Here is an 18,915-nt window from a genome sequence, read left to right on the forward strand (position 1 = left end):
GTCCGGGAATGAAAAGATGGGTGAAACCGGCCATGGTGCGAACTCCTCCTGATCCAGCAAAGCGGTGGGGGGAGTTTCGTTTCGACAGCTAACGCCAACAACACCTTGGCGGGTAAGATCTCGCCGCGCGCGGGTGGGGCGGGCCTACCCGGACGGCCTACCCGAAAGGCTGCTTCTGGGTACGCCTCTCGCGCGCATAGAGCGCGACGGCCATCGCCCGGTTGCGGACGTCGAGCTTGTCGTAGAGATTCTTCAGGTGGTACTTCACCGTGTTCTCGGAAATGCCGGTGCGCGTGGCGATCTGCAGATTGGTCCAGCCGTCGGAAAGCACCGCCAGCAGTTCGCGCTCACGCACCGTGAGCTGCGCGAGCGGCGTGTCGTTGACCTTGTTGATGTCGATATAGGGGATACAGATGCGGCCATGCGCGACCGCCAGGATCGTGTCGAAGATGATGGCCGGATCGTCGAACTGGAAACAGTAGCCCTGCGCTCCCAGCCGGACGCATTGCTTCAGGATGCCGATGTCATGGTCGTTGGAAAAGACGGTGATGCGCACGTCGAGCTTGCGGCTCTGGACCTCGGCCAGCACATCCGCGCCGTCCATGTCGGCGAGCTTCCAGCCGATGATTGCGACGTCGAATCCGCCCTTCGCCGCCAGATCCAGAAACTGCTTGCCGCTCTGCACGCTGCCCAACAAATCGAACCGGCCATCGCATTCGAGCATCTCGCGCAGCGCCGATACGACGAATGGATTGCGTTCGGCGACGACAATGCGCATGCGCCGGTCGCCCATTTCCTTGCTCGTTTTCCCGGGCTTGCTGTTCAAGGGCCGTTATTGTCCTGGGGTGTTGTGGCTACTTCGAGGTCGGGCTTCAGGCCTCGACCCGTATCATGACAATTCTGCCCCAATCGCGCTGGGGTGCTCTTTCCCCAGCGACATCGACTGTCGCGGCGTCTGAAGCCGCGATTCGCTGGTTCCCGATGGGGCAGACGCCCCCAGGGCAGACATCCGGCGATACGCTCACCATGTGCATGGAACCAGCGTTTCGTTTGATATTCCGTGCCTTAGAGCGATAAGTTCTCAAATCGAATCGCGCCTGCGGGCGACATGCGTCGGATTTCCGCGAAACCGGTTTCCGCTTTAAGGTTCGATGCTCTAGACCTGAGACACAATTTTTCCGGGAATGGCGGGAGGCGCTGTTGGAGGACAAGCAGACGATCTCCGCCAAGGCGGCCGACGACCTCCACGCTGACATCTATGGCGAGGACGGTGCGGTCCTTTCGTCCTTCCTTGCCCAGATCGGCGCCGCGATCGCCGACCGCGATACGCTGACCCTCAAGCACGAAGTCGACCATCTGCACCAGTCGGAACTCGGCGACCTGATCGAGGCGCTGCATCCCGAACAGCGGCGCGCCCTGGTCGAGCTGCTGGGCGCCGATTTCGACTTCTCCGCGCTGACCGAGGTTGACGAGGCGATCCGCATGGAGATCGTCGATCACCTACCCAATGCGCAGATCGCGCAGGCGGTGCAGGAACTCGATTCCGACGACGCCGTCTACATTCTCGAAGACCTTGAAAAGGAAGACCAGGACGAGATTCTGTCGCAGCTGCCGTTCACCGAGCGGATAAGGCTGCGCCGCTCGCTCGACTATCCCGAAGAGACCGCCGGGCGGCGCATGCAGACGGAGTTCGTCGCGGTGCCCCCGTTCTGGACCATCGGCCAGACCATCGACTACATGCGTGAGGACAAGAACCTTCCAGACCGGTTCAGTCAGATCTTCGTCATCGATCCGACCTTCAAGCTCGTCGGCGCCATCGATCTCGACCAGATCCTGCGCACAAAACGCGCGGTCAAGGTCGAGGATGTGATGCATGAGACGCGGCACGCCATTCCGGCCACCATGGATCAGGAAGAGGCGGCGCGGGAATTCGAGCAGTACGACCTTTTGTCGGCCGCCGTCGTCGACGAGAATGAGCGGCTGGTCGGCGTGCTGACCATCGACGATGTCGTCGACGTCATCCAGCAGGAAGCAGAGGAAGATCTGCTGCGCATGGGCGGCGTCGGCGACGAGGAACTCTCCGACACGGTGTTTGCAACCTCGCGCTCGCGCGTTCCCTGGCTGCTGGTCAACCTTGTCACGGCATTCCTGGCGGCATCGGTGATCGGGCTGTTCGACCACACGATCGAGCGGATCGTGGCGCTCGCCGTTCTGATGCCGATCGTGGCCGGCATGGGCGGCAATGCCGGCTCGCAAACCATGACCGTCACCGTACGGGCGCTGGCGACGAAGGATCTCGACATCTACAACGCCGCCCGCATCATCCGCCGCGAAATGGGTGTGGGCTTCATCAACGGCGTTGTCTTTGCGGTTCTGATCGGCCTCGTCGCCGCCCTGTGGTTTCGCGATCCCAATCTGGGCGGGATCATTGGCGCGGCGATGATCATCAACATGTTCGCGGCCGCTCTTGCCGGTATCCTGATCCCGCTCATGCTCGACCGGTTCAAGATCGATCCGGCCGTGGCATCGGCGGTTTTCGTCACCACCGTCACCGACTGCGTCGGCTTTTTCGCCTTCCTCGGCCTCGCCAGCTGGTGGTTCGGCGTCAGGTAGTCTCAATTGACTTTTACGTAAATGCCGTGCGAGGCTTGCGCGGGGGCCATGTCGATTCCGGCGGGCAAGGGTTTGGGTCGGGACAGGAGGCAGCGCGGCGTGGCGTTGCCCCGTGGTCCGGGCATGGAGCGACAATGCGGGAATATTACTCGATCACCGAACTGACCCGCGAATTCGACGTGTCGACGCGGACGCTGCGTTTCTACGAGGACGAGGGGCTGGTGCAGCCGGTGCGGCGTGGCCGCACGCGACTGTTTCGCCCGTCCGACCGGCATCTCATCCGGCAGATCATGCGCGGCAAAAGGCTCGGTTTCTCGATCAACGAGATCCGCGAAATCATCCAGATGTACAAGGAGCCGCCCGGCGAGGTCGGGCAGTTGAAGCTGATGATCAAGCGCATCGAGGAAAAGCGCGAGGATTTGAGGCAAAAGCGCCGCGACCTCGAGGAGACACTGGCCGAACTCGACCAGGCCGAGGAATCCTGTGTCGAGCGGCTGGTGGAGCTCGGCGTCAACACGTAACGCCGCTCAGATCCAGCGCCGCACCCTTTTGGCGTAATCGCGGTATTTCTTCCCAAACTTCGCCGCCAGCATCTTTTCCTCACGCTCGATGGCGACCTTCTGCGTGGCGAAGGCCGCGATGAACGCCAGCGGCAGGAACCAGGCGATGCCCGTCACAAAGGCGGCGCCGATCAGCAGCAGCGTGTTGGCGAGATACATCGGGTTGCGGGTGACGCCGAAAGGCCCTGTGGTGACGAGGTGGTCGGGCACCGCATTGGGGTTGAGCGTCGTTCTGGCCCGGACCATGGTGCGGATGGCGGTGAACCAGAGTGCCGCGACGGCGAACAGCGCCACCCAGCCGGCCGCGAACAGCAGGTCACCCAGCAGATCGCCGATCCAGGGCAGCGGATACAGCAGGCCGAGAATGACGCTGATGGCGATCGCCGCGACGTAGATCACCGGCGGCCACGGTATCACACCCGGCCTCGGTTGGATTTCGGTCATTGCGTTCCTCCCTCGTCCATCTTGTCCTCGGTCTGGCCCGTGCAACTGGCGGCCAGATCGCCCAGATGCGCTCGGAATTCCGCAGTCTGGTCGTTGTTCTCGAGCCGATCAAGCGCGGCCTCGCCCTCGAGCGTCGTCAGCATGCAACTGCAATAGCTCGAACAGAAGGTCGCGTTGCGCGTCTGCTCGCATGAACGCTGGCAGGTTTTCAGGAAATTGACCTGCACGGTTTCGACCTGAGCCGGCATGACTTGCGAGAACAGCCAGACGCAGCCGATCAGCAGCGGCTGGTGGATCAGGTAGAATGCAAGGCTATGGCGGCCGATGAAGACCAGCGGATTGGCCCAACGGCCCGGCATGAGGCTGGCCAGGCGGGCTCGCTGGCCGGAGACTGAGGCGAGTTTCGCCACCCCGATGCCGACAAGCACCGCGCCGAACCACGGAAACAGCGGCACATAGTCGTTGGAACGCGGATTGATGGCCGACAGGCCGATCCACCACAGCCAGGGATGGTCCAGGGCCTCGAAGCGCAGATAGACGGGCGCGGCGATGACCAGCGCGGCAACCACAAGGGTCAGCAGGGCGGGCAGCCGCAGGAAGGCGAGGCCGAGCAGGCTGGCGAGCGCGATCTCGTGCAGGATGCCGAAGAAGATGAATCCGTCCGGCGTCGCGATACGAGTGACCACCGAAATTGCGATAGCCGCACCGGCGACCATGGCGAAACGTTTCCAGAAACCGTTCCAGCGGATTTGCTGGCCGTGCGCGAGGTAGAGGCTGACGCCGACCAGGAACAGGAAGGTCGAGGCAATGCAGCGCGCGTAGATCTTCCACCAGCCGAAGGCGGTAAGGCCTGGATCGGTATAGCCGAAGAATTCCAGGTCCCAGGTGAAATGGTAGCTCGCCATGGCCAGCAGCGCGATACCGCGCACGATGTCGATGGCGACGATGCGCCTGGATGGCTCCGGAATGGGTGCGGTCGGCGTATGGATGGTCATGGTCTCGCGATCTGATTCAGCCCCGCCTCAGGACTATCACGGTTGGACCGGACAGAAGAAGGCCGGGGCACCGGATCAAGCGACGCTTTGCGGTGTGCCGATATTCAGGTGATTCCGGCCTGCAAACGGCGGCTTTCTGCGCTTCCGGTGCTCACGGACCTGAATGTCCGCTCGGCCTGACCTGAATCTCAACACACCTTGGGCCAGCGCCGGGAAGTCTTTGACCGACTTCGCTTTTCGCGGCCTATGCGTCGGTTTCCTCTTAATCGTCCGCAAACAGCCAAGGCAGATTTGGCCGGTGATTCTGCTTTGGGGAAGCAATGTCCACCCATGTGCGCCATCCAATCTGGCTGCCGGCCCTCAGGGCCGCGGATGCGCGCACTTTCGCCTCGCTCTATGCGGTCGAATCCTTCGCACGCGCCACGGTGTCGAGCGTCATCCCGATCCAGGCCTACGAGATCCTGCACAATGAGCAGATCGTCTCGATCCTCTACACCGTCGTGGCGCTGCTCGGCCTGTCGGTGACCTTGTTCATGCCGATGCTGATCCGACGCTTTGCCCGGCGCTGGGTCTACACGGCGGGCGCCTGCCTGCTCGCCATCGGATCGCTGTTCTTCGTCACCCACACGCTTGCCGGGCAACTGGCCGGGATGCTGTGCCGTGTCATGGGCGCCAGTGCGCTTTCGATCACGCTCAACCTCTACATCATGGACCACATCCGCAAGACCGACTTCATGCAGGCCGAGTCGCTGCGCATGGCGTGGTCGATGTTTGCCTGGACCGGAGGCCCGACGCTCGGCATCTTTCTCTACACGCGCTTCGGCATCTATGCCGCGCATGGTGCGGTGGCGGTGTTCGCGCTGGCCCTGCTGGCACTGTTCTGGACCTATCGGCTGGGCGACAACCCGTCGATCCGGCCCGGCAAGACACGGCCGGCCAATCCGCTCGCCAATATAGGCCGCTTCGTCGCGCAGCCCAGATTGAGACTTGCCTGGCTGATCGCCTTCGGCCGTTCCTGTTTCTGGACGACATTCTTCGTCTATGGCCCGCTGTTCATGGTGATCACTGGCGAGGGCAAGCTGGCCGGCGGCTTGCTGGTCTCGGCCGGCAACGCGCTGCTCTTCATGGCGATCTTCTGGGGCAGGGCCGGAAAACGCTTTGGCGGCCGGCGCACCATGACATTCGCCTATTTCGCCATGTCGGCGATGCTTCTGGCGGCGGGTGTCGTGGGGGAGAGCGCCCCGCTGCTCACCGGCGCCTACCTGTTGTGCGGCGCCTTTTTCACCATAGCACTCGATGCGTTGGGCTCGACCGCCTTCATGCGTTCGGTGCGCTCCTACGAACGGGCGCAGATGGCGGCGGTCTACCGCACCTATCTCGACTTTTCCGAGCTGACGCCGCCGCTGGTCTATTCGGTGGTGCTGGCCTTCTTCGGACTGGGCTCGGTGTTCGTCACGCTTGGTCTGCTGGCGGCGGTTTGCGGGTTCGTCACCTGGCGTTACCTGCCGAAGTCTCTGTGAGCATCATGGTCAAAGCGCCGCGTGGCGCTCGCGCACCCAGTTGTGGAAACGGTGCAAGTCATACTCCTCGGGCATGAGCACGCCGGCCTGGTGGCGCATCGAGCGCAGGCCCCTCTGGTTGACCTCGCAGATGGCGGCGTCCTCTTCCAGCACCTGTGCGCCGAAGGCGACGATGTTGTCGAGGTCGGTTACGGCCAGCGCCTCGGGCGCGAACAGCCATTCGGCGACAAGCTCCGTCTGTTCGGGACCGAGCGGCACCAGGCGCACAGTCCTGACATAGTCGACATGACCGACGATGAACATCGAGGGCAGGCTGGTGGCGTAGGTCTGGCCGGCGGCGCGTTCGGCCGGCGTCAACCCGGAGAACACCGGCCCGTGCGTCTGGCCGTCGCGCGACCATGTCTCGGCGCCGGCGCGCAGGCCGCCGGAAAATTCGGGTGCGTCATTGTCGGCGTGGCGCGTCCATTCGGGATCGTCGTGCCGGCTCATCAGGCCGCGGCCATAGATCGGCACCAGCCGCGACAGATCCTTGTGGACGCCCGGGCAGTGCAGGCACTCGTTGAAGTTCTCCCAAAAAATCTTCCAGTTGCAGTGCATCACCTTGCGGAGCACATGGCCCGAAACCAGTGTTTCCAGCGGCCAGTTGCCGAGATTGCCGGAGGCTGCGTCGAAGGATGCCTGCGCGGAGCCCGCCGCATCCTCCCGCAGATTGATGAACACGAAGCCGCGCCACACCGAGAGCGCGACGCGGTAGAGTGGATGATCGGCCTTGTCGAAGCCGTCCGGCAACGATTTCGACGGCACACGCACGAGGTCGCCGCGCAGCGAATAGGACCAGGCATGATAGGGGCAAGTGATCAGCCGGGCCTTCAGCCGGCCCTCGCTCTCCTGGCAAAGCTGCGAACCGCGATGACGGCAGGTGTTGTGGAAGGCGCGCAAGGCGCCGGTGTCGTCCCGCAGGACGATGATGTCCTGTGTGCCGATGCGGAATCGGCGGAAGGCCAGCGGCTGGGCCAGATCGGCCTCGCGGCAGACGAGCAGCCAGTTTTTGTACCAGATGGCGTCGAGGTCGCGCTGGTAGCTCTCGCCGTCCCAATAGCTCGACGAGGGCAGGGTCGGTTCGGCCTGGGTGAGGCCATTGTAAGCGGCGCGCTCGCTGGCAGTGGGTTGCATGGCTGGCTTCCTGTGGGAGCGGCCAGCCGACACCCGGCCAGAAGAATTGTCAATTGTCGTGCCCGGAGACGGCATGGCGCAATCGCGCTGTTTGCCGGCGGAATTTGGTTTGCCGCGTGTCGTGATTTTCCCTATAGTCGTGCAGTCGTCGGTTCCGTTTTGGAGCCAAGAGGGAATGCGGTGCGGGCGAAATTCTTGCCCAATGCCGTGGCTGCCCCCGCAACTGTGTGCGGTAGTCCTCTCCATATGCCACTGAAGATTCGTCTTCGGGAAGGTGGGGAAGGGCGCTGATCCGTGAGCCAGGAGACCTGCCGACGACGGCAAAACTGACAGGCCCTCGGGTGGAGGGTGAAAGGACAAGATATGAATACCGCTTCCGTCTCCCTCGGCACCTCCGTCTCCTCGCAGTCGCGCTTCATGCAGCTGGCGCTCGCCGCGCTGCTCGGCACGTTCATCATCGGCTTTGTCGGCTTCTCGCATATCGATGCGGTCCACAATGCCGGTCATGACAACCGGCATTCGATGGCGTTCCCCTGCCACTGACGAGGATCTGACATCATGAACCTGTTTCGCAACGTCGTGTTCATCGCGGCGATCGCAGGGCTCGTGGCCGGCGTCGTTCTTGCCTGCATGCAGGCCTATGCGACCGTACCGCTGATCCTCAAGGCGGAGGTCTACGAGCAGGCCGAAGGCGGGCATAGCCATGACCATGCCGCCGCGCCGGCCGATACCGCCAGCGGCAACGCAATGAGCTCCGCCGCACCGGCGGCCTCAAACGCGATGAGCGCCGCCACCCCGGCTCCGGCCGCAACCGCCGCTCCGGCCGAAGACGAAGGCTGGGCACCGGCCGACGGCTTCGAGCGCTTTGCCTTCAACGTGGTGTCCAATGTCGTCACCGGCATTGGTTTCGCGCTGATCCTGGTCGCGGTTTCGGAATTCGCCGGCGGTATCGGCAATTGGCGCCAGGGTGTGTTCTGGGGTCTTGCCGGCTTTGCCATCTTCACGCTGGCGCCAGGTCTCGGTCTGCCGCCGGAATTGCCGGCCATGCCAGCGGCCGATCTCACGCAGCGCCAGATCTGGTGGGTGGCGACCGTGATTGCGACCGCCATCGGGCTCGGCCTGATCGCGTTCCGCAAGTCGCTGCCTCTGGCCATCCTTGCCGTGGCGCTGATCGTTGCTCCGCACATTGTTGGCGCGCCGCAGCCCGACAGCTTCGAGACGCCGATCCCGGAAGGCCTGCACCACCAGTTCGTGGTGGCGGTGACGCTGACCAATCTGGTGTTCTGGCTGGTGCTCGGCGCCGTCGCCGGCGTTGTGCGCGGACGCTTCACCGGCACCGCGACCAGCCTGCGCGACAGCTTTGCCTGATCGCAACAAGCTGACCTTCATCATCGGCGGTGCGCGCTCCGGCAAGAGCGCGCATGCCGAAATCCTGGCGACGGCGTGGCCGTCACCGTGGGCCTACATTGCCACCGCGCAAGCCTATGACGACGAAATGCGTGAGCGTATCGCGCTGCACCGCTCGCGGCGCGGCGAAGGCTGGATGACCATCGACGCGCCGCTCGACCTTGCCGGCGCGCTCGAGGCCTTGCCCGGCAACCAGCCGGTGCTGGTCGATTGCCTGACGCTGTGGCTGACCAATCGCATGCTGGCCGATCACGACGTCGGCGCCGGGTGCCGGCGGCTGGCGGCGGTGCTGTCGCGGCCGCGCGGCCCATGGTTCGTGGTCTCCAACGAAGTCGGGCAAGGCATCGTGCCGGACAATGCCCTGGCGCGCCGTTTTCGCGATGACGCCGGCCGGCTCAACCAGCAGGTCGCGGCGATCGCCGATACGGTGCTGCTGATGGTGGCGGGGCTACCGCTGAAGGTGAAGTGACATGACCGACATCGACAATAAGCCCATCGAAGACCGGAACGAAGAGCGCCATCGCGCCAAGATGGCCAAGCGCAAGGCGGTGCAGGATGCCGAAGTGGCGAGCAAGACGGTCGAAAAGGGACTCCTGATCGTCAACACCGGTCCGGGCAAGGGCAAGACCACGGCTGCCTTCGGCCTGGCGCTCCGGATGCTTGGTTACGGCAAGCGCGTCGGCGTCGTCCAGTTCATCAAGGGCAAGTGGCACACCGGCGAGAAGGATGCGTTTGCCGCTTTCGGCGATCGCGTCGTCTGGCACGCGATGGGCGAGGGCTTTACCTGGGAGACGCAGGATCTGAAGCGCGATATCGCCGCCGCCGAGGCTGCTTGGGCGAAGGCGCTGGAATTGATCGCCGATACCTCGATCAGCCTGGTCGTGCTTGACGAACTCAACATCGCGCTGCGCTACGATTATCTCGATCTCGAAAAGGTGGTTGCCGCGCTGAAGAGCCGCCGCGAGGACCTGCACGTCGTTGTCACCGGCCGCAACGCCAAGCCGGCGCTGGTCGAGGCGGCCGATCTGGTCACCGAGATGGGCGTGACCAAGCACCACTTTTCGGCAGGCGTGAAGGCGCAGCAGGGGATCGAGTTCTAGAACGCAAGGACGGCGACGACCGAAACCACGGCGAACAACGCGAGCAGCAAATAATCGGCGACGCGGTAGAGTTTCAGCGCCCGCCTGATGTCGCCGCTGTCGACGTCGCGGCGGCCGCCTTCGCCCATGAAGACGTCATCGACCACGATGCCGCCATAGCTGCGCGGCCCGGCAAGCGCCAGGCCAAGCGCGCCGGCCATGGCTGCTTCCGGCCAGCCGGCATTGGGCGAGCGGTGTTTTTGGGCATCGCGCCCCACTGCCTGCCATGCGCTGCGGGGATCGGCGTCCTTGACCAGGAAAGCCGCCAGCACGATCAGCAGCGCCGTCAATCGCGAGGCCGGTAGGTTGATCCAGTCGTCGAAGCGCGCCGCCGCCCAGCCGAAAGCCTCGTGGCGCGGCGTGCGGTGACCGATCATCGAATCGGCGGTGTTGGCCGCCTTGTACGCTGCGCCGCCGGCCAGTCCGCCAACACCGGTCCAGAAGGCGGGGGCGACGATGCCGTCGGAAAAATTCTCGGCCAGGCTCTCGATCGCCGCGCGGCAAACGGCGGCGCGGTCGAGCACCTCGGGATCGCGGCCGACTATGCGCGATACGGCGACCCGGCCCATGGCGAGGCCGCCCGAATCGAGCGAGTCAGCCACCGCCTCGACATGTTCGTAAAGGCTCTTCTGCGACAGCAGCGAAGTGGCCAGAAGGGCAGCGATGAAGAACCCCAGCGGAACGAACCAGAGCAGGGCAAGCTGCACGATGAGACCAATCACAGCCGGCACCAGGACAATGACCAGCAGCGCCTGGGCGCCACGTTGGCGACGCACCGCGTCGGGATCAGTGGCGCGGTTGAGCCTCAAGTCGAGAAAGGATATCAGCCTGCCGAACCACGTCACCGGATGGCCGATGGCGCGGAAGAGCCAGTCCGGGTAACCCAGGACAAATTCGACGGCCAATGACAGGAAAGCGATCAGGACTGACATGAAGCTTCTTGATGGAGCGGTGGACCATGGTGGGAGTCTTGGCCGGGCGAGGGCGCTTTTCCCCAACGCCCCTCAGCCTTTCGTCGACCTTTCGACCGGTATCAACCCGCACTCCTACCCGCTTTTCGACCTGCCCGCCACCTCGCTGTCGCGATTGCCGGAGGCGGGACGGGCGTGTGAGCTGACGGAGATCGCGGCCAGTACCTATGGCGCGCCGTCGCCGGCCAATGTCGTTGCGGCGCCCGGCACACAGGTCCTGCTGCCGCGCGTGGCATCGCTGGTCAGGCCCGGCAAGGCATTGGTCCTAGGGCCGACCTATGCCGAACATGCACGCGCGGCGGCGATCGCCGGGCATCAGGTGAGCGAAGTCACCGATTTTGCGGCGCTGGCGCAGGCCGACCTTGCCATCATCGTCAATCCGAACAACCCGGATGGGCGCGTCATCGAGCGCCACCGGCTACTGGCGCTGGCCGCCGGGCTGCGCGCCCGAGGCGGTCTGCTGGTCGTCGACGAGGCCTTCATGGATGTCGGCCCGCGCCAGCACAGCCTCGCCGGCGATGCCGATCAAGGCGGGCTCGTCGTGCTGCGCTCGTTCGGCAAATTCTTCGGGCTGGCCGGCCTGCGGCTTGGCTTTGCGCTTTCCGCTCGCCCAACGGTGGAATTTCTGGAAAGGCAATTCGGGCCTTGGGCCGTTGCCGGCCCGGCGCTGGATTATGGCATTCGCGCGCTTGCCGATATAGGCTGGCAGGATGCGATGCGAACATCGCTCGCCGAGACAGCCGCGCGGCTGGACGCCTTGTTCGGTCGTTTCGGCGTGCCGGTCGTGGGTGGTACCGTGCTGTTTCGCTATCTCAGCCTTCCAGATGCCGCCAGCCTGTTTGCGGCGCTCGGCGAGAGGGGCATTCTGCTTCGCCACTTCAATGAGCGGCCGTCTGTGTTGCGGGCCGGCCTGCCGGGGAGCGAGGTGGAATGGCAGCGGCTCGAATCCGCCCTTGCCGAATGGGTGACGCGGCGCGAGGATCAATCGAAGGGGTCGAAGCAATGATCCATGTCTGCTCACTGGCGAAGATCGAGGAAACGGTGGCAAGGACCGGCGCCGACCGCATGCTGTCGCTGCTCGCCGCCGGAACCGAGGTGGTACGACCGGTCTCGATCGCCCGGGAAAACCATCTGCATCTGGTCATGCACGACATCGCGGTGGCGCAGGACGGCATGACCATGCCCGGCGAGGAGCATGTCCGCGACGTGCTCGATTTCGCCCGCCGCTGGAACCGGGCGAAGCCCATGGTCGTGCATTGCTATGCCGGCATCAGCCGTTCGACCGCTTCGGCCTACATCATCGCCGCCGCTCTGGCGCCGAAACGCGACGAGGCCGAACTGGCGTGGACGCTGCGGGCGCTGTCACCCTCGGCGACGCCCAATCCTCGGCTCATTGCCGCGGCCGACGCGCTTCTGGATCGCAACGGCCGGATGATCGAGGCGATCCAGTCGATCGGGCGCGGCGCCGACGCCTTCGAAGGCACGCCGTTCGCGCTTGATATAGACGGTTAGCGCGTTTCACCGTTTCATGGGAACGGCGAGCTACTCTAACTTTTTGTTTTGACGCAATTCCCAGGGTAAGCGCCTTTTTCCCAGGACAGTCGCTCACACGTTTGCTGGAACCGCGCCAGTTACTTCAGCCAGTCGGCGAGCTTCGCCGTGCGCACATCCCTGAGCAGGCTGATGAAACCGTCGGCCTGATACTCTGCCGTCAGCCGACCTTTTTCCGATGTCGCGATGCTGGCGTCGCCAACCACGCCGTTCGGGTTGAGATCGCCAGCGATCCAGGCGAAGGCGTGTGTGCCGGTGTGGCGCAGCAGCGAAAAATCCTTCTCGGCCCTTGCGACATTGGAAACGAAATTATCGGCCTTGCCCATGTCGACGAGGTCGGGCCGGAAATGCAGCATCAAAGAGGTCTCGACATCGCCGCCATGGATGCCGTGGCGGTCCTCGAGTTCGGTGTACATGCCGCCCGGGCGGCCAAAACGCTGCCAGCTCGTCTTCACCGCCAGCATCTTTTCGCGCACCCGCAATTCGCGCGTGATGATGCCCATGATCTCTTCATTGCCGCCATGCGAATTGACGACGATGAGTTTGCGCACCCCGGCGCGCGCGATCGACATGCCAAGCTCGGTCCAGGCCTCGACCAGCGTCGTTGCCGGCAAAGTGAGGGTGCCCGGCGCATGGAGATGCTCGTTGGACTTGCCCACCGCCTGGACCGGCAGGATGCGGATATCGAGATCGTCGGGCAGGCGGGCGATCACCGTGTCGAGCATTCCATTCATGATCGAAGTGTCGGTCGAGACAGGTAGATGCGGTCCATGCTGCTCGATCGCCGCCACCGGCAGAACGGCGATCGTCGCCTCCGGATCGATCGAGGCGTATTCGGTTGTCCGGTAGTCGCCCCACCAGACGCGTCTTTTTGCAGCGGTCATGTCATGCCTCTTCGATGAACCGTGAGACCTAGCGCGGCACAGGCCTGCTGTCGATCATCCACCCGCGATGACCTCTACCTCGACCTTGAATTCGGGGCGGGCAAAGCCGGAAACGATCATCAGCGTCGAGGCGGGCGCGGGGCTCGAAAACAGCCTGTCGCGGACATCCATATAGGGGCGCAAATAGGCGCGGTCGGTGACATAGGCGTTGATGCGCACGATATCCCCGAGCCCCAGCCCAGCTTCGCCGAGGATTGCCGCGATGTTGCGGAAGCAGAGTTCGGCCTGGGCGCCGGCGTCCTCGGGAATCTGGTCGTCCGCCGTGATCGCCACCTGACCCGAGCACAGCACCAGCCGCTTGCCCGCCGGCACTTCGACGCCGTGGCTATAGCGGGCAAAGGGCGGCTTGATCGACTTCGGGGTGAGGAATCTGAACATGGCAACCTCCTGGATGCCATCAGCCTAAGGCCGGATTCACTGCGGCTTCAAGATGGCTTGGGATGTCGCCGGTGCGATTGTGGACAGGCGTCCAAAAAATAGGCACGATGCCTTCGGTGCAGCACGACCTTTCCGGCTTTCGCAGATGGCTGTGGTGCAGGCGGGCGGGTTCCGGCGCGAGACGCCGGTGGCATGTGTCTTGCTTCTTGAATCTTTGGTGTCGAGCCTGGCGCGTGGCGCCGGAGCAAACAAAGGGTGGTTGTTGATGTACGCAAAACAGAAGATCTCGGTAGCGGCGGTGGCCCTGCTGGCGGCCAGCACTTTGGGGGCCGCGGCGAATGAAAAGGTCACCTTCGGCACCAACTGGCTGGCCGAGCCCGAACATGGCGGATACTATCAGGCCGTGGCGGACGGCACCTATGCCGCCTGCGGCCTCGACGTCACCATCATGCAGGGCGGTCCGCAGGTCAGCGGCCGGCCGATGCTTCTGGCCGGCAAGATCGATTTCTACATGGGCGGCAATCTGCTGTCGGCATTCGATGCCGTCCAGCAAGGCATTCCGATGCGCGTGGTGGCGGCGGACTTCCAGAAGGATCCGCAGGTCATCATGTCCCACCCCGGCGAGGGGCTGGACAAGTGGGAAGATCTGAAGAACGCCGACCAGTACATCCTTGGCGACGAAGGCGTGCAGACCTTCTTCCAGTGGATGGTCACCGCACTCGGCTTCGACGCGGCCAAGCGCGTTCCCTATACCTACAACACCGCTCCGTTCCTCGCCAACAAGAAGTCGATCCAGCAGGGCTACGTCACCTCGGAGCCATTCGCGGTCAAGAAGGAAGGCGGTTTCGTGCCAAACCAGTTCCTGCTCGCCGATTATGGCTGGGATACGTACTCGACGACGATCGAAGTGATGCAGGACACGATCGACAAGAAGCCAGAGGTGGTCCAGTGCTTCGTCGATGGCTCGGCCAAGGGCTGGTACAAGTATCTCTACGGCGACAACAAGGCCGCCAACGACATGATCAAGAAAGACAATCCTGACATGAGCGACGAGCAGATCGCTTTCTCGATCGAGCAGATGAAGAAGTTCGGCCTTGCCGATTCCGGCGACACCGAGAAACTCGGCATCGGCGCCATGACCGACGCGCGCATCAAGAGTTTCTATGACAAGATGGTCAAGGCCAAGGTCACGCCGGAAGGCATCGACATTTCGAAGGCCTACACGCTGGCCTTCGTCAACAAGGGCGTCGGGCTCGACCTGAAGAAATAGGCACGCCTGAGCATGATAGGGGAAAAGGTGGCGCGAGCGCCGGCATCGGACGTCGCTCCGACCTTGCTGGCGCTGCGCGGTGTCGGCAAGGTGTTTTCCAACGGCGTGACGGCGCTGAGCGAGGTCGACCTGACGATCCGGGAAGGCGACTTCCTCAGCCTGCTCGGGCCGTCCGGTTGCGGCAAGTCGACGGCGCTGCGGCTGATCGCCGGCCTGTCGACGCCGACCTCCGGCGTGCTCGACTGGCGCGGCGGCGGTTCGCTCGATCGCGCCAATATCGGCTTCGTTTTCCAGGAGCCGACGCTGCTGCCCTGGGCCAGCGTCTTCGACAATGTCTGGCTGCCGCTCAGGCTGAAAGGCATTTCCCGCGCCAAGGCCGCCCCGGCGATCACGCAAATGCTGGCGCGGGTGCACCTGACCGGTTTCGAGGACGCCGTGCCGCGCGAACTGTCCGGCGGCATGAAGATGCGCGTCTCGATCGCGCGCGCCATGGTCACCAAGCCACGCGTGCTGTTGATGGACGAACCGTTCGCAGCACTGGATGAGATCACCCGTTTCAAGCTCAACAACGATCTGCTGGAGCTTTGGCAGGACGAACGCTTCACTGTCGTCTTCGTCACCCACAGCGTCTTCGAAAGTGTGTTTTTATCCAACCGGGTCGTCGTCATGGCGGCGCGGCCGGGCAGGGTGTTCGACGAGCTCGCCATCGAAGCGGCCTATCCGCGCGACGAGGCGTTTCGCACCTCGCCCGACTATGCAGCCCTTTGCCGTCAGGCTTCCGACGTGCTGGTCAATGCCATCAATTCAACAGCGGGCCCGCATCATGACGGTCATTGACGGCACGTTGAAACTCGACGCCGAGGAAGCGCGCCGCGTGCGCCAGGCGCGGCTCGAGCGGGTCGGCCGTTGGGTGCTGCCGCTGGCGATCATGATCCTGGCGATCTGGCTGTGGGATCGCATCTGCGTGTGGAACGAGATTCCGCAATATATCCTGCCGCGCCCGGGCGTGGTGCTGCAGACGCTCTACAACGATGCCGGCCTGCTGTTCTCCTCGCTGCTGGTCACCTTGCGTATCACCTTCCTCAGCCTGGCCTTGGCGGTCATCGGCGGTGTCGGCCTGTCGGTGCTGTTCACGCAATCGAAATGGGTGGAAATGTCGTTCTTCCCATTCGCCATCGTGCTGCAGGTGACGCCGATCGTGGCGATCTTTCCGCTGATCAACATCTATGTGAACAACCAGACCACCAAGCTTCTGCTGTGCGCCTGGATCGTCGCCTTCTTTCCGATCCTGTCCAACACCACGCTCGGCCTGAATTCGGTCGACCGCAATCTGCGTGACCTGTTCAAGCTCAATGGCGCGACGCGCTGGCAGCAGTTGCGCTATCTCAGGTTGCCGGCGGCGATGCCGTATTTTCTCGGTGGGCTGAAGATCGCCGGCGGCCTGTCGCTGATCGGCGCCGTGGTGGCCGAGTTCGTTGCCGGCGCCACCGGCCAGTCGTCGGGGCTGGCCTCGCGTATCATCGAGGCAGGCTATCGGCTCAATGCGCCAAGGCTGTTCGCGGCGCTGTTCCTGATCTCGCTGACCGGCATTTTGATCTTCCTCGTGCTATCGCTGATTTCGCATCTTATCCTCAGGCGCTGGCACGAAAGCGCGCTGAAGCAGGAGCGGTAGGACATTGATTCCGGACTCAGCTTCATACCGGCTCGCCAATGCCCGCCTTCACGCGTCGCTGACGCCGGGGTTCGCTGCGACCTATGACGGGGATGGCTTTGCGCTCGCCGATATCAAGGTCACCGACGGCAAGATCGTCGGCATAGCAGCGCATGATCGGGCAGCGGCGTCACCCGGTGCCGTCGATGTCGCCGGTCGCATCGTGCTGCCCTGCTTCGTCGACTGCCACACGCATATCGACAAGGGCCACATCTGGCCGCGAAAGCCCAATCCCGACGGCACCTTCATGGGTGCGCTCAATGCCGCCGGCGCCGACCGCGTCGCGCGCTGGAGCGCCGAGGATCTGGCGAAGCGCATGGATTTCTCGCTGCGCTCGGCCTACGCGCATGGCACCAAGGCGCTGCGCACCCATCTCGACAGTGTCTCGCCGCAGGAGGAAATCTCCTGGCCGGTGTTCGAGACGATGCGCGAGAGATGGACCGGCCGTATCGAGTTGCAGGGTGCCTGCCTGCTCGGCATCGAGGGTGTGCGTGACAAGAAATGGTTCGACAGGCTGGCGAAACGGGTGGCCGCCGCCAAGGGCGTGCTCGGCGTCGTCACCTACATGGTGCCGGACCTGGAAGAACTGCTCGACCATGTCTTCGCGCAGGCGATCAAGCATGGGCTCGATCTCGATTTCCATGCCGACGAGACCGACGACATTGCGGCGATCTCGCTGAAGAAGATCGCCGAGGCGGCGCTGTGGAACGGCTTCGAGGGCAAGATCCTCGTCGGCCACTGCTGTTCGCTGGCGCGGCAGCCCGATCTCGAGGTGCTGGACACGCTGGACAAGGTGGCGAAGGCCGGGCTGGCGGTGGTGTCGCTGCCGATGTGCAATCTTTATCTGCAGGATCGGCGCGGGGACCAGACCACGCCGCGCTGGCGCGGGGTGACGCTGCTGCACGAGATGAAGGCGCGGGGCATTCCTGTCGCCGTCGCTTCCGACAACACACGCGATCCCTTCTATGCCTATGGCGATCTCGACATGCTGGAGGTCTACCGCATGGCGACGCGCATCCTGCATTTCGATCATCCGGTCGCGGACTGGCCGCAAGCGGTCGCCGCGACGCCGGCCAAGGTGATGCGGCTTGACGGGCTTGGCACGCTTGCCGCCGGCGGCGATGCCGATTTCATCCTGTTCAAGGGTCGAAGCTGGACGGAATTGCTGTCACGGCCCGAATCGGATCGCATCGTCGTGCGCGGCGGCCGTGCGATCGAGAGGCAATTGCCCGACTATGCCGAACTCGACGAACTGATGGTGGAATGATGGACGTTTCGGCGCTCAAACGCGATCTCGACGGGCTGAAGCTCGACGACAATCCGGCCATCGTCCAGCAGAAGAGCCGTGACTTCTACTGGTACAGCCCGGTGCTGAAACAGCAGCTCGACCATGTCACCGGTGACCTGATCGTGACGCCGAAGACCGAAGCGGAACTGATCCGTGTGCTGGCCGCCTGTCACCGGCATGGCGTGCCGGTGACGCCGCGCGGCAGCGGCACGGGCAATTACGGCCAGGCGATGCCATTGTCGGGCGGCGTGGTGCTCAATCTTGCCGAGATGAACGAGATCAAGTCCATCGCGCCGGGGCGCGTGGTGACCGGGCCGGGTGCGGTGCTGGCCGATATCGACAAGGCCACGCGGGCGCATTCCGGGCAGGAACTGCGGCTCTCGCCCTCGACCTACAACACCGCCTCGATTGGCGGCTTTATCGCCGGCGGCTCGGGCGGTGTCGGTTCGATCAATTTCGGCGGGCTGCGCGATTTCGGCAATGTGCTGCGCCTGCGCGTGGTGACGATGGAAGCCGAGCCAAAGGCGCTCGAACTCACCGGCGAGGACTTGCATAAGGTGACCCACGCTTACGGCACCAACGGCATCATCACGGAAGTCGAGATGCCGCTGACCGCGGCCTATGAGTGGGTCGACGTAATTGTCGGCTTCGACGCCTTCTTGGACGCGGCCCGCTATGGCAATGCGCTGGCCTGCCAGGACGGCATCCTGACCAAGCTGATCACGCCGATCGCCGCACCCGTGCCGCAGCTTTATTTCAAGCGTCATCAGAAATTCTTCAGGAAAGGCCAGAGCATCTGCGTCGTCATGGTCGCGCAGCACGGGCTGGATGCATTCCTCGCCTTCACCCGGCGCGCCGGCGGCGAAGTGATGTTCAACGCCGCGACCGCGACCCCGGAGGAAAAAAAGGGCCTGCCGCCGGCCTATGAGTTGGCCTGGAACCACACCACGT

General features: G+C 63.8%; 21 protein-coding genes and 1 riboswitch. Of the genes, 14 read left to right on the forward strand and 7 right to left on the reverse strand.

Annotated features, from left to right (window positions below):
- Positions 1-157: 157 nt before the first annotated feature.
- Positions 158-778 carry a LuxR C-terminal-related transcriptional regulator gene (locus C1D09_RS30465; protein ID WP_143977677.1) on the reverse strand — a complete coding sequence of 207 codons (621 nt, stop codon included), beginning with the start codon at positions 776-778 and terminating at the stop codon, positions 158-160.
- A 422-nt stretch (positions 779-1,200) separates the two neighbouring features.
- On the opposite strand from C1D09_RS30465, the gene mgtE reads away from it, so the two are divergent.
- Positions 1,201-2,613, forward strand: a complete 1,413-nt coding sequence (mgtE, locus tag C1D09_RS30470) for a magnesium transporter (RefSeq protein WP_143977659.1) — start codon at positions 1,201-1,203, stop codon at positions 2,611-2,613.
- A gap of 134 nt (positions 2,614-2,747) precedes the next feature.
- On the forward strand, positions 2,748-3,134 hold the full coding sequence (locus tag C1D09_RS30475) for a MerR family transcriptional regulator (protein ID WP_006203215.1): 387 nt from the start codon (positions 2,748-2,750) through the stop codon (positions 3,132-3,134).
- A gap of 6 nt (positions 3,135-3,140) precedes the next feature.
- On the opposite strand, the gene C1D09_RS30480 is transcribed toward C1D09_RS30475, so the two are convergent.
- Complete coding sequence (locus C1D09_RS30480) at positions 3,141-3,617, reverse strand: methyltransferase family protein (RefSeq protein WP_143977660.1); 477 nt, start codon at positions 3,615-3,617, stop codon at positions 3,141-3,143.
- A complete protein-coding gene (locus C1D09_RS30485) occupies positions 3,614-4,612 on the reverse strand; it encodes a heparan-alpha-glucosaminide N-acetyltransferase (protein ID WP_143977661.1) in 999 nt (332 codons plus the stop codon). Before C1D09_RS30485 ends, C1D09_RS30480 begins: the two co-directional genes overlap by 4 nt.
- A 320-nt stretch (positions 4,613-4,932) precedes the next feature.
- Between C1D09_RS30485 and C1D09_RS30490 the strand changes: the two genes are divergently transcribed.
- On the forward strand, positions 4,933-6,132 hold the full coding sequence (locus tag C1D09_RS30490; RefSeq protein ID WP_143977662.1) for an MFS transporter: 1,200 nt from the start codon (positions 4,933-4,935) through the stop codon (positions 6,130-6,132).
- A 9-nt stretch (positions 6,133-6,141) separates the two neighbouring features.
- Here the strand turns inward: C1D09_RS30490 and C1D09_RS30495 are convergent, their stop codons facing one another.
- On the reverse strand, positions 6,142-7,305 hold the full coding sequence (locus tag C1D09_RS30495; protein WP_143977663.1) for an aromatic ring-hydroxylating oxygenase subunit alpha: 1,164 nt from the start codon (positions 7,303-7,305) through the stop codon (positions 6,142-6,144).
- Positions 7,306-7,437: 132 nt separating this feature from the next.
- A riboswitch (cobalamin riboswitch) is annotated at positions 7,438-7,635 on the forward strand.
- Between the two features lie 33 nt (positions 7,636-7,668).
- Between C1D09_RS30495 and C1D09_RS30500 the strand changes: the two genes are divergently transcribed.
- From C1D09_RS30500 to cobO, 4 genes are read left to right on the forward strand one after another with little or no spacing between them, the layout of a single operon-like run.
- A complete protein-coding gene (locus C1D09_RS30500) occupies positions 7,669-7,848 on the forward strand; it encodes a CbtB domain-containing protein (RefSeq protein ID WP_140889351.1) in 180 nt (59 codons plus the stop codon).
- Between the two features lie 15 nt (positions 7,849-7,863).
- Complete coding sequence (locus C1D09_RS30505) at positions 7,864-8,673, forward strand: CbtA family protein (RefSeq protein WP_143977664.1); 810 nt, start codon at positions 7,864-7,866, stop codon at positions 8,671-8,673.
- Positions 8,666-9,181, forward strand: coding sequence for a bifunctional adenosylcobinamide kinase/adenosylcobinamide-phosphate guanylyltransferase (cobU, locus tag C1D09_RS30510; protein ID WP_143977665.1), 516 nt, complete (start codon positions 8,666-8,668; stop codon positions 9,179-9,181). The genes C1D09_RS30505 and cobU overlap by 8 nt, the downstream gene beginning before the upstream one ends.
- Position 9,182: 1 nt before the next feature.
- On the forward strand, positions 9,183-9,812 hold the full coding sequence (gene cobO / locus C1D09_RS30515; RefSeq protein ID WP_143977666.1) for a cob(I)yrinic acid a,c-diamide adenosyltransferase: 630 nt from the start codon (positions 9,183-9,185) through the stop codon (positions 9,810-9,812).
- Here cobO and cbiB read toward each other — a convergent pair.
- Entirely contained in the window at positions 9,809-10,783 is a 975-nt protein-coding gene (gene cbiB / locus C1D09_RS30520) for an adenosylcobinamide-phosphate synthase CbiB (RefSeq protein WP_143977667.1), read from the reverse strand. The two genes, cobO and cbiB, sit on opposite strands and share 4 nt — an antisense overlap.
- On the opposite strand from cbiB, the gene cobD reads away from it, so the two are divergent.
- Together cobD and C1D09_RS30530 are read left to right on the forward strand one after the other, a co-directional pair.
- On the forward strand, positions 10,782-11,828 hold the full coding sequence (gene cobD / locus C1D09_RS30525) for a threonine-phosphate decarboxylase CobD (protein WP_143977668.1): 1,047 nt from the start codon (positions 10,782-10,784) through the stop codon (positions 11,826-11,828). The two genes, cbiB and cobD, sit on opposite strands and share 2 nt — an antisense overlap.
- Entirely contained in the window at positions 11,825-12,334 is a 510-nt protein-coding gene (locus tag C1D09_RS30530; protein ID WP_143977669.1) for a tyrosine phosphatase family protein, read from the forward strand. Before cobD ends, C1D09_RS30530 begins: the two co-directional genes overlap by 4 nt.
- Before the next feature lie 119 nt (positions 12,335-12,453).
- Here the strand turns inward: C1D09_RS30530 and C1D09_RS30535 are convergent, their stop codons facing one another.
- Together C1D09_RS30535 and C1D09_RS30540 are read right to left on the reverse strand one after the other, a co-directional pair.
- Complete coding sequence (locus C1D09_RS30535; RefSeq protein ID WP_143977670.1) at positions 12,454-13,257, reverse strand: creatininase family protein; 804 nt, start codon at positions 13,255-13,257, stop codon at positions 12,454-12,456.
- Positions 13,258-13,311: 54 nt separating this feature from the next.
- Entirely contained in the window at positions 13,312-13,695 is a 384-nt protein-coding gene (locus tag C1D09_RS30540) for a RidA family protein (protein WP_143977671.1), read from the reverse strand.
- 265 nt (positions 13,696-13,960) lie between these two features.
- Between C1D09_RS30540 and C1D09_RS30545 the strand changes: the two genes are divergently transcribed.
- The 5 genes from C1D09_RS30545 to C1D09_RS30565 form a co-directional block, all read left to right on the forward strand.
- Positions 13,961-14,965 carry an ABC transporter substrate-binding protein gene (locus C1D09_RS30545; RefSeq protein WP_143977672.1) on the forward strand — a complete coding sequence of 335 codons (1,005 nt, stop codon included), beginning with the start codon at positions 13,961-13,963 and terminating at the stop codon, positions 14,963-14,965.
- A gap of 12 nt (positions 14,966-14,977) precedes the next feature.
- Positions 14,978-15,802, forward strand: a complete 825-nt coding sequence (locus C1D09_RS30550; RefSeq protein ID WP_143977673.1) for an ABC transporter ATP-binding protein — start codon at positions 14,978-14,980, stop codon at positions 15,800-15,802.
- Positions 15,789-16,637: an ABC transporter permease gene (locus C1D09_RS30555; protein ID WP_143977674.1), complete on the forward strand. Its 849-nt coding sequence runs from the start codon at positions 15,789-15,791 to the stop codon at positions 16,635-16,637. The genes C1D09_RS30550 and C1D09_RS30555 overlap by 14 nt, the downstream gene beginning before the upstream one ends.
- 4 nt (positions 16,638-16,641) lie before the next feature.
- A complete protein-coding gene (locus C1D09_RS30560; RefSeq protein ID WP_143977675.1) occupies positions 16,642-17,943 on the forward strand; it encodes a cytosine deaminase in 1,302 nt (433 codons plus the stop codon).
- Positions 17,943-18,915: FAD-binding oxidoreductase (locus C1D09_RS30565; RefSeq protein WP_143977676.1), on the forward strand; the 973-nt coding region annotated here is incomplete at its 3' end. The genes C1D09_RS30560 and C1D09_RS30565, both read left to right, overlap by 1 nt.

The organism is Mesorhizobium intechi (assembly GCF_002879535.1).
GTDB lineage: Bacteria > Pseudomonadota > Alphaproteobacteria > Rhizobiales > Rhizobiaceae > Mesorhizobium > Mesorhizobium intechi.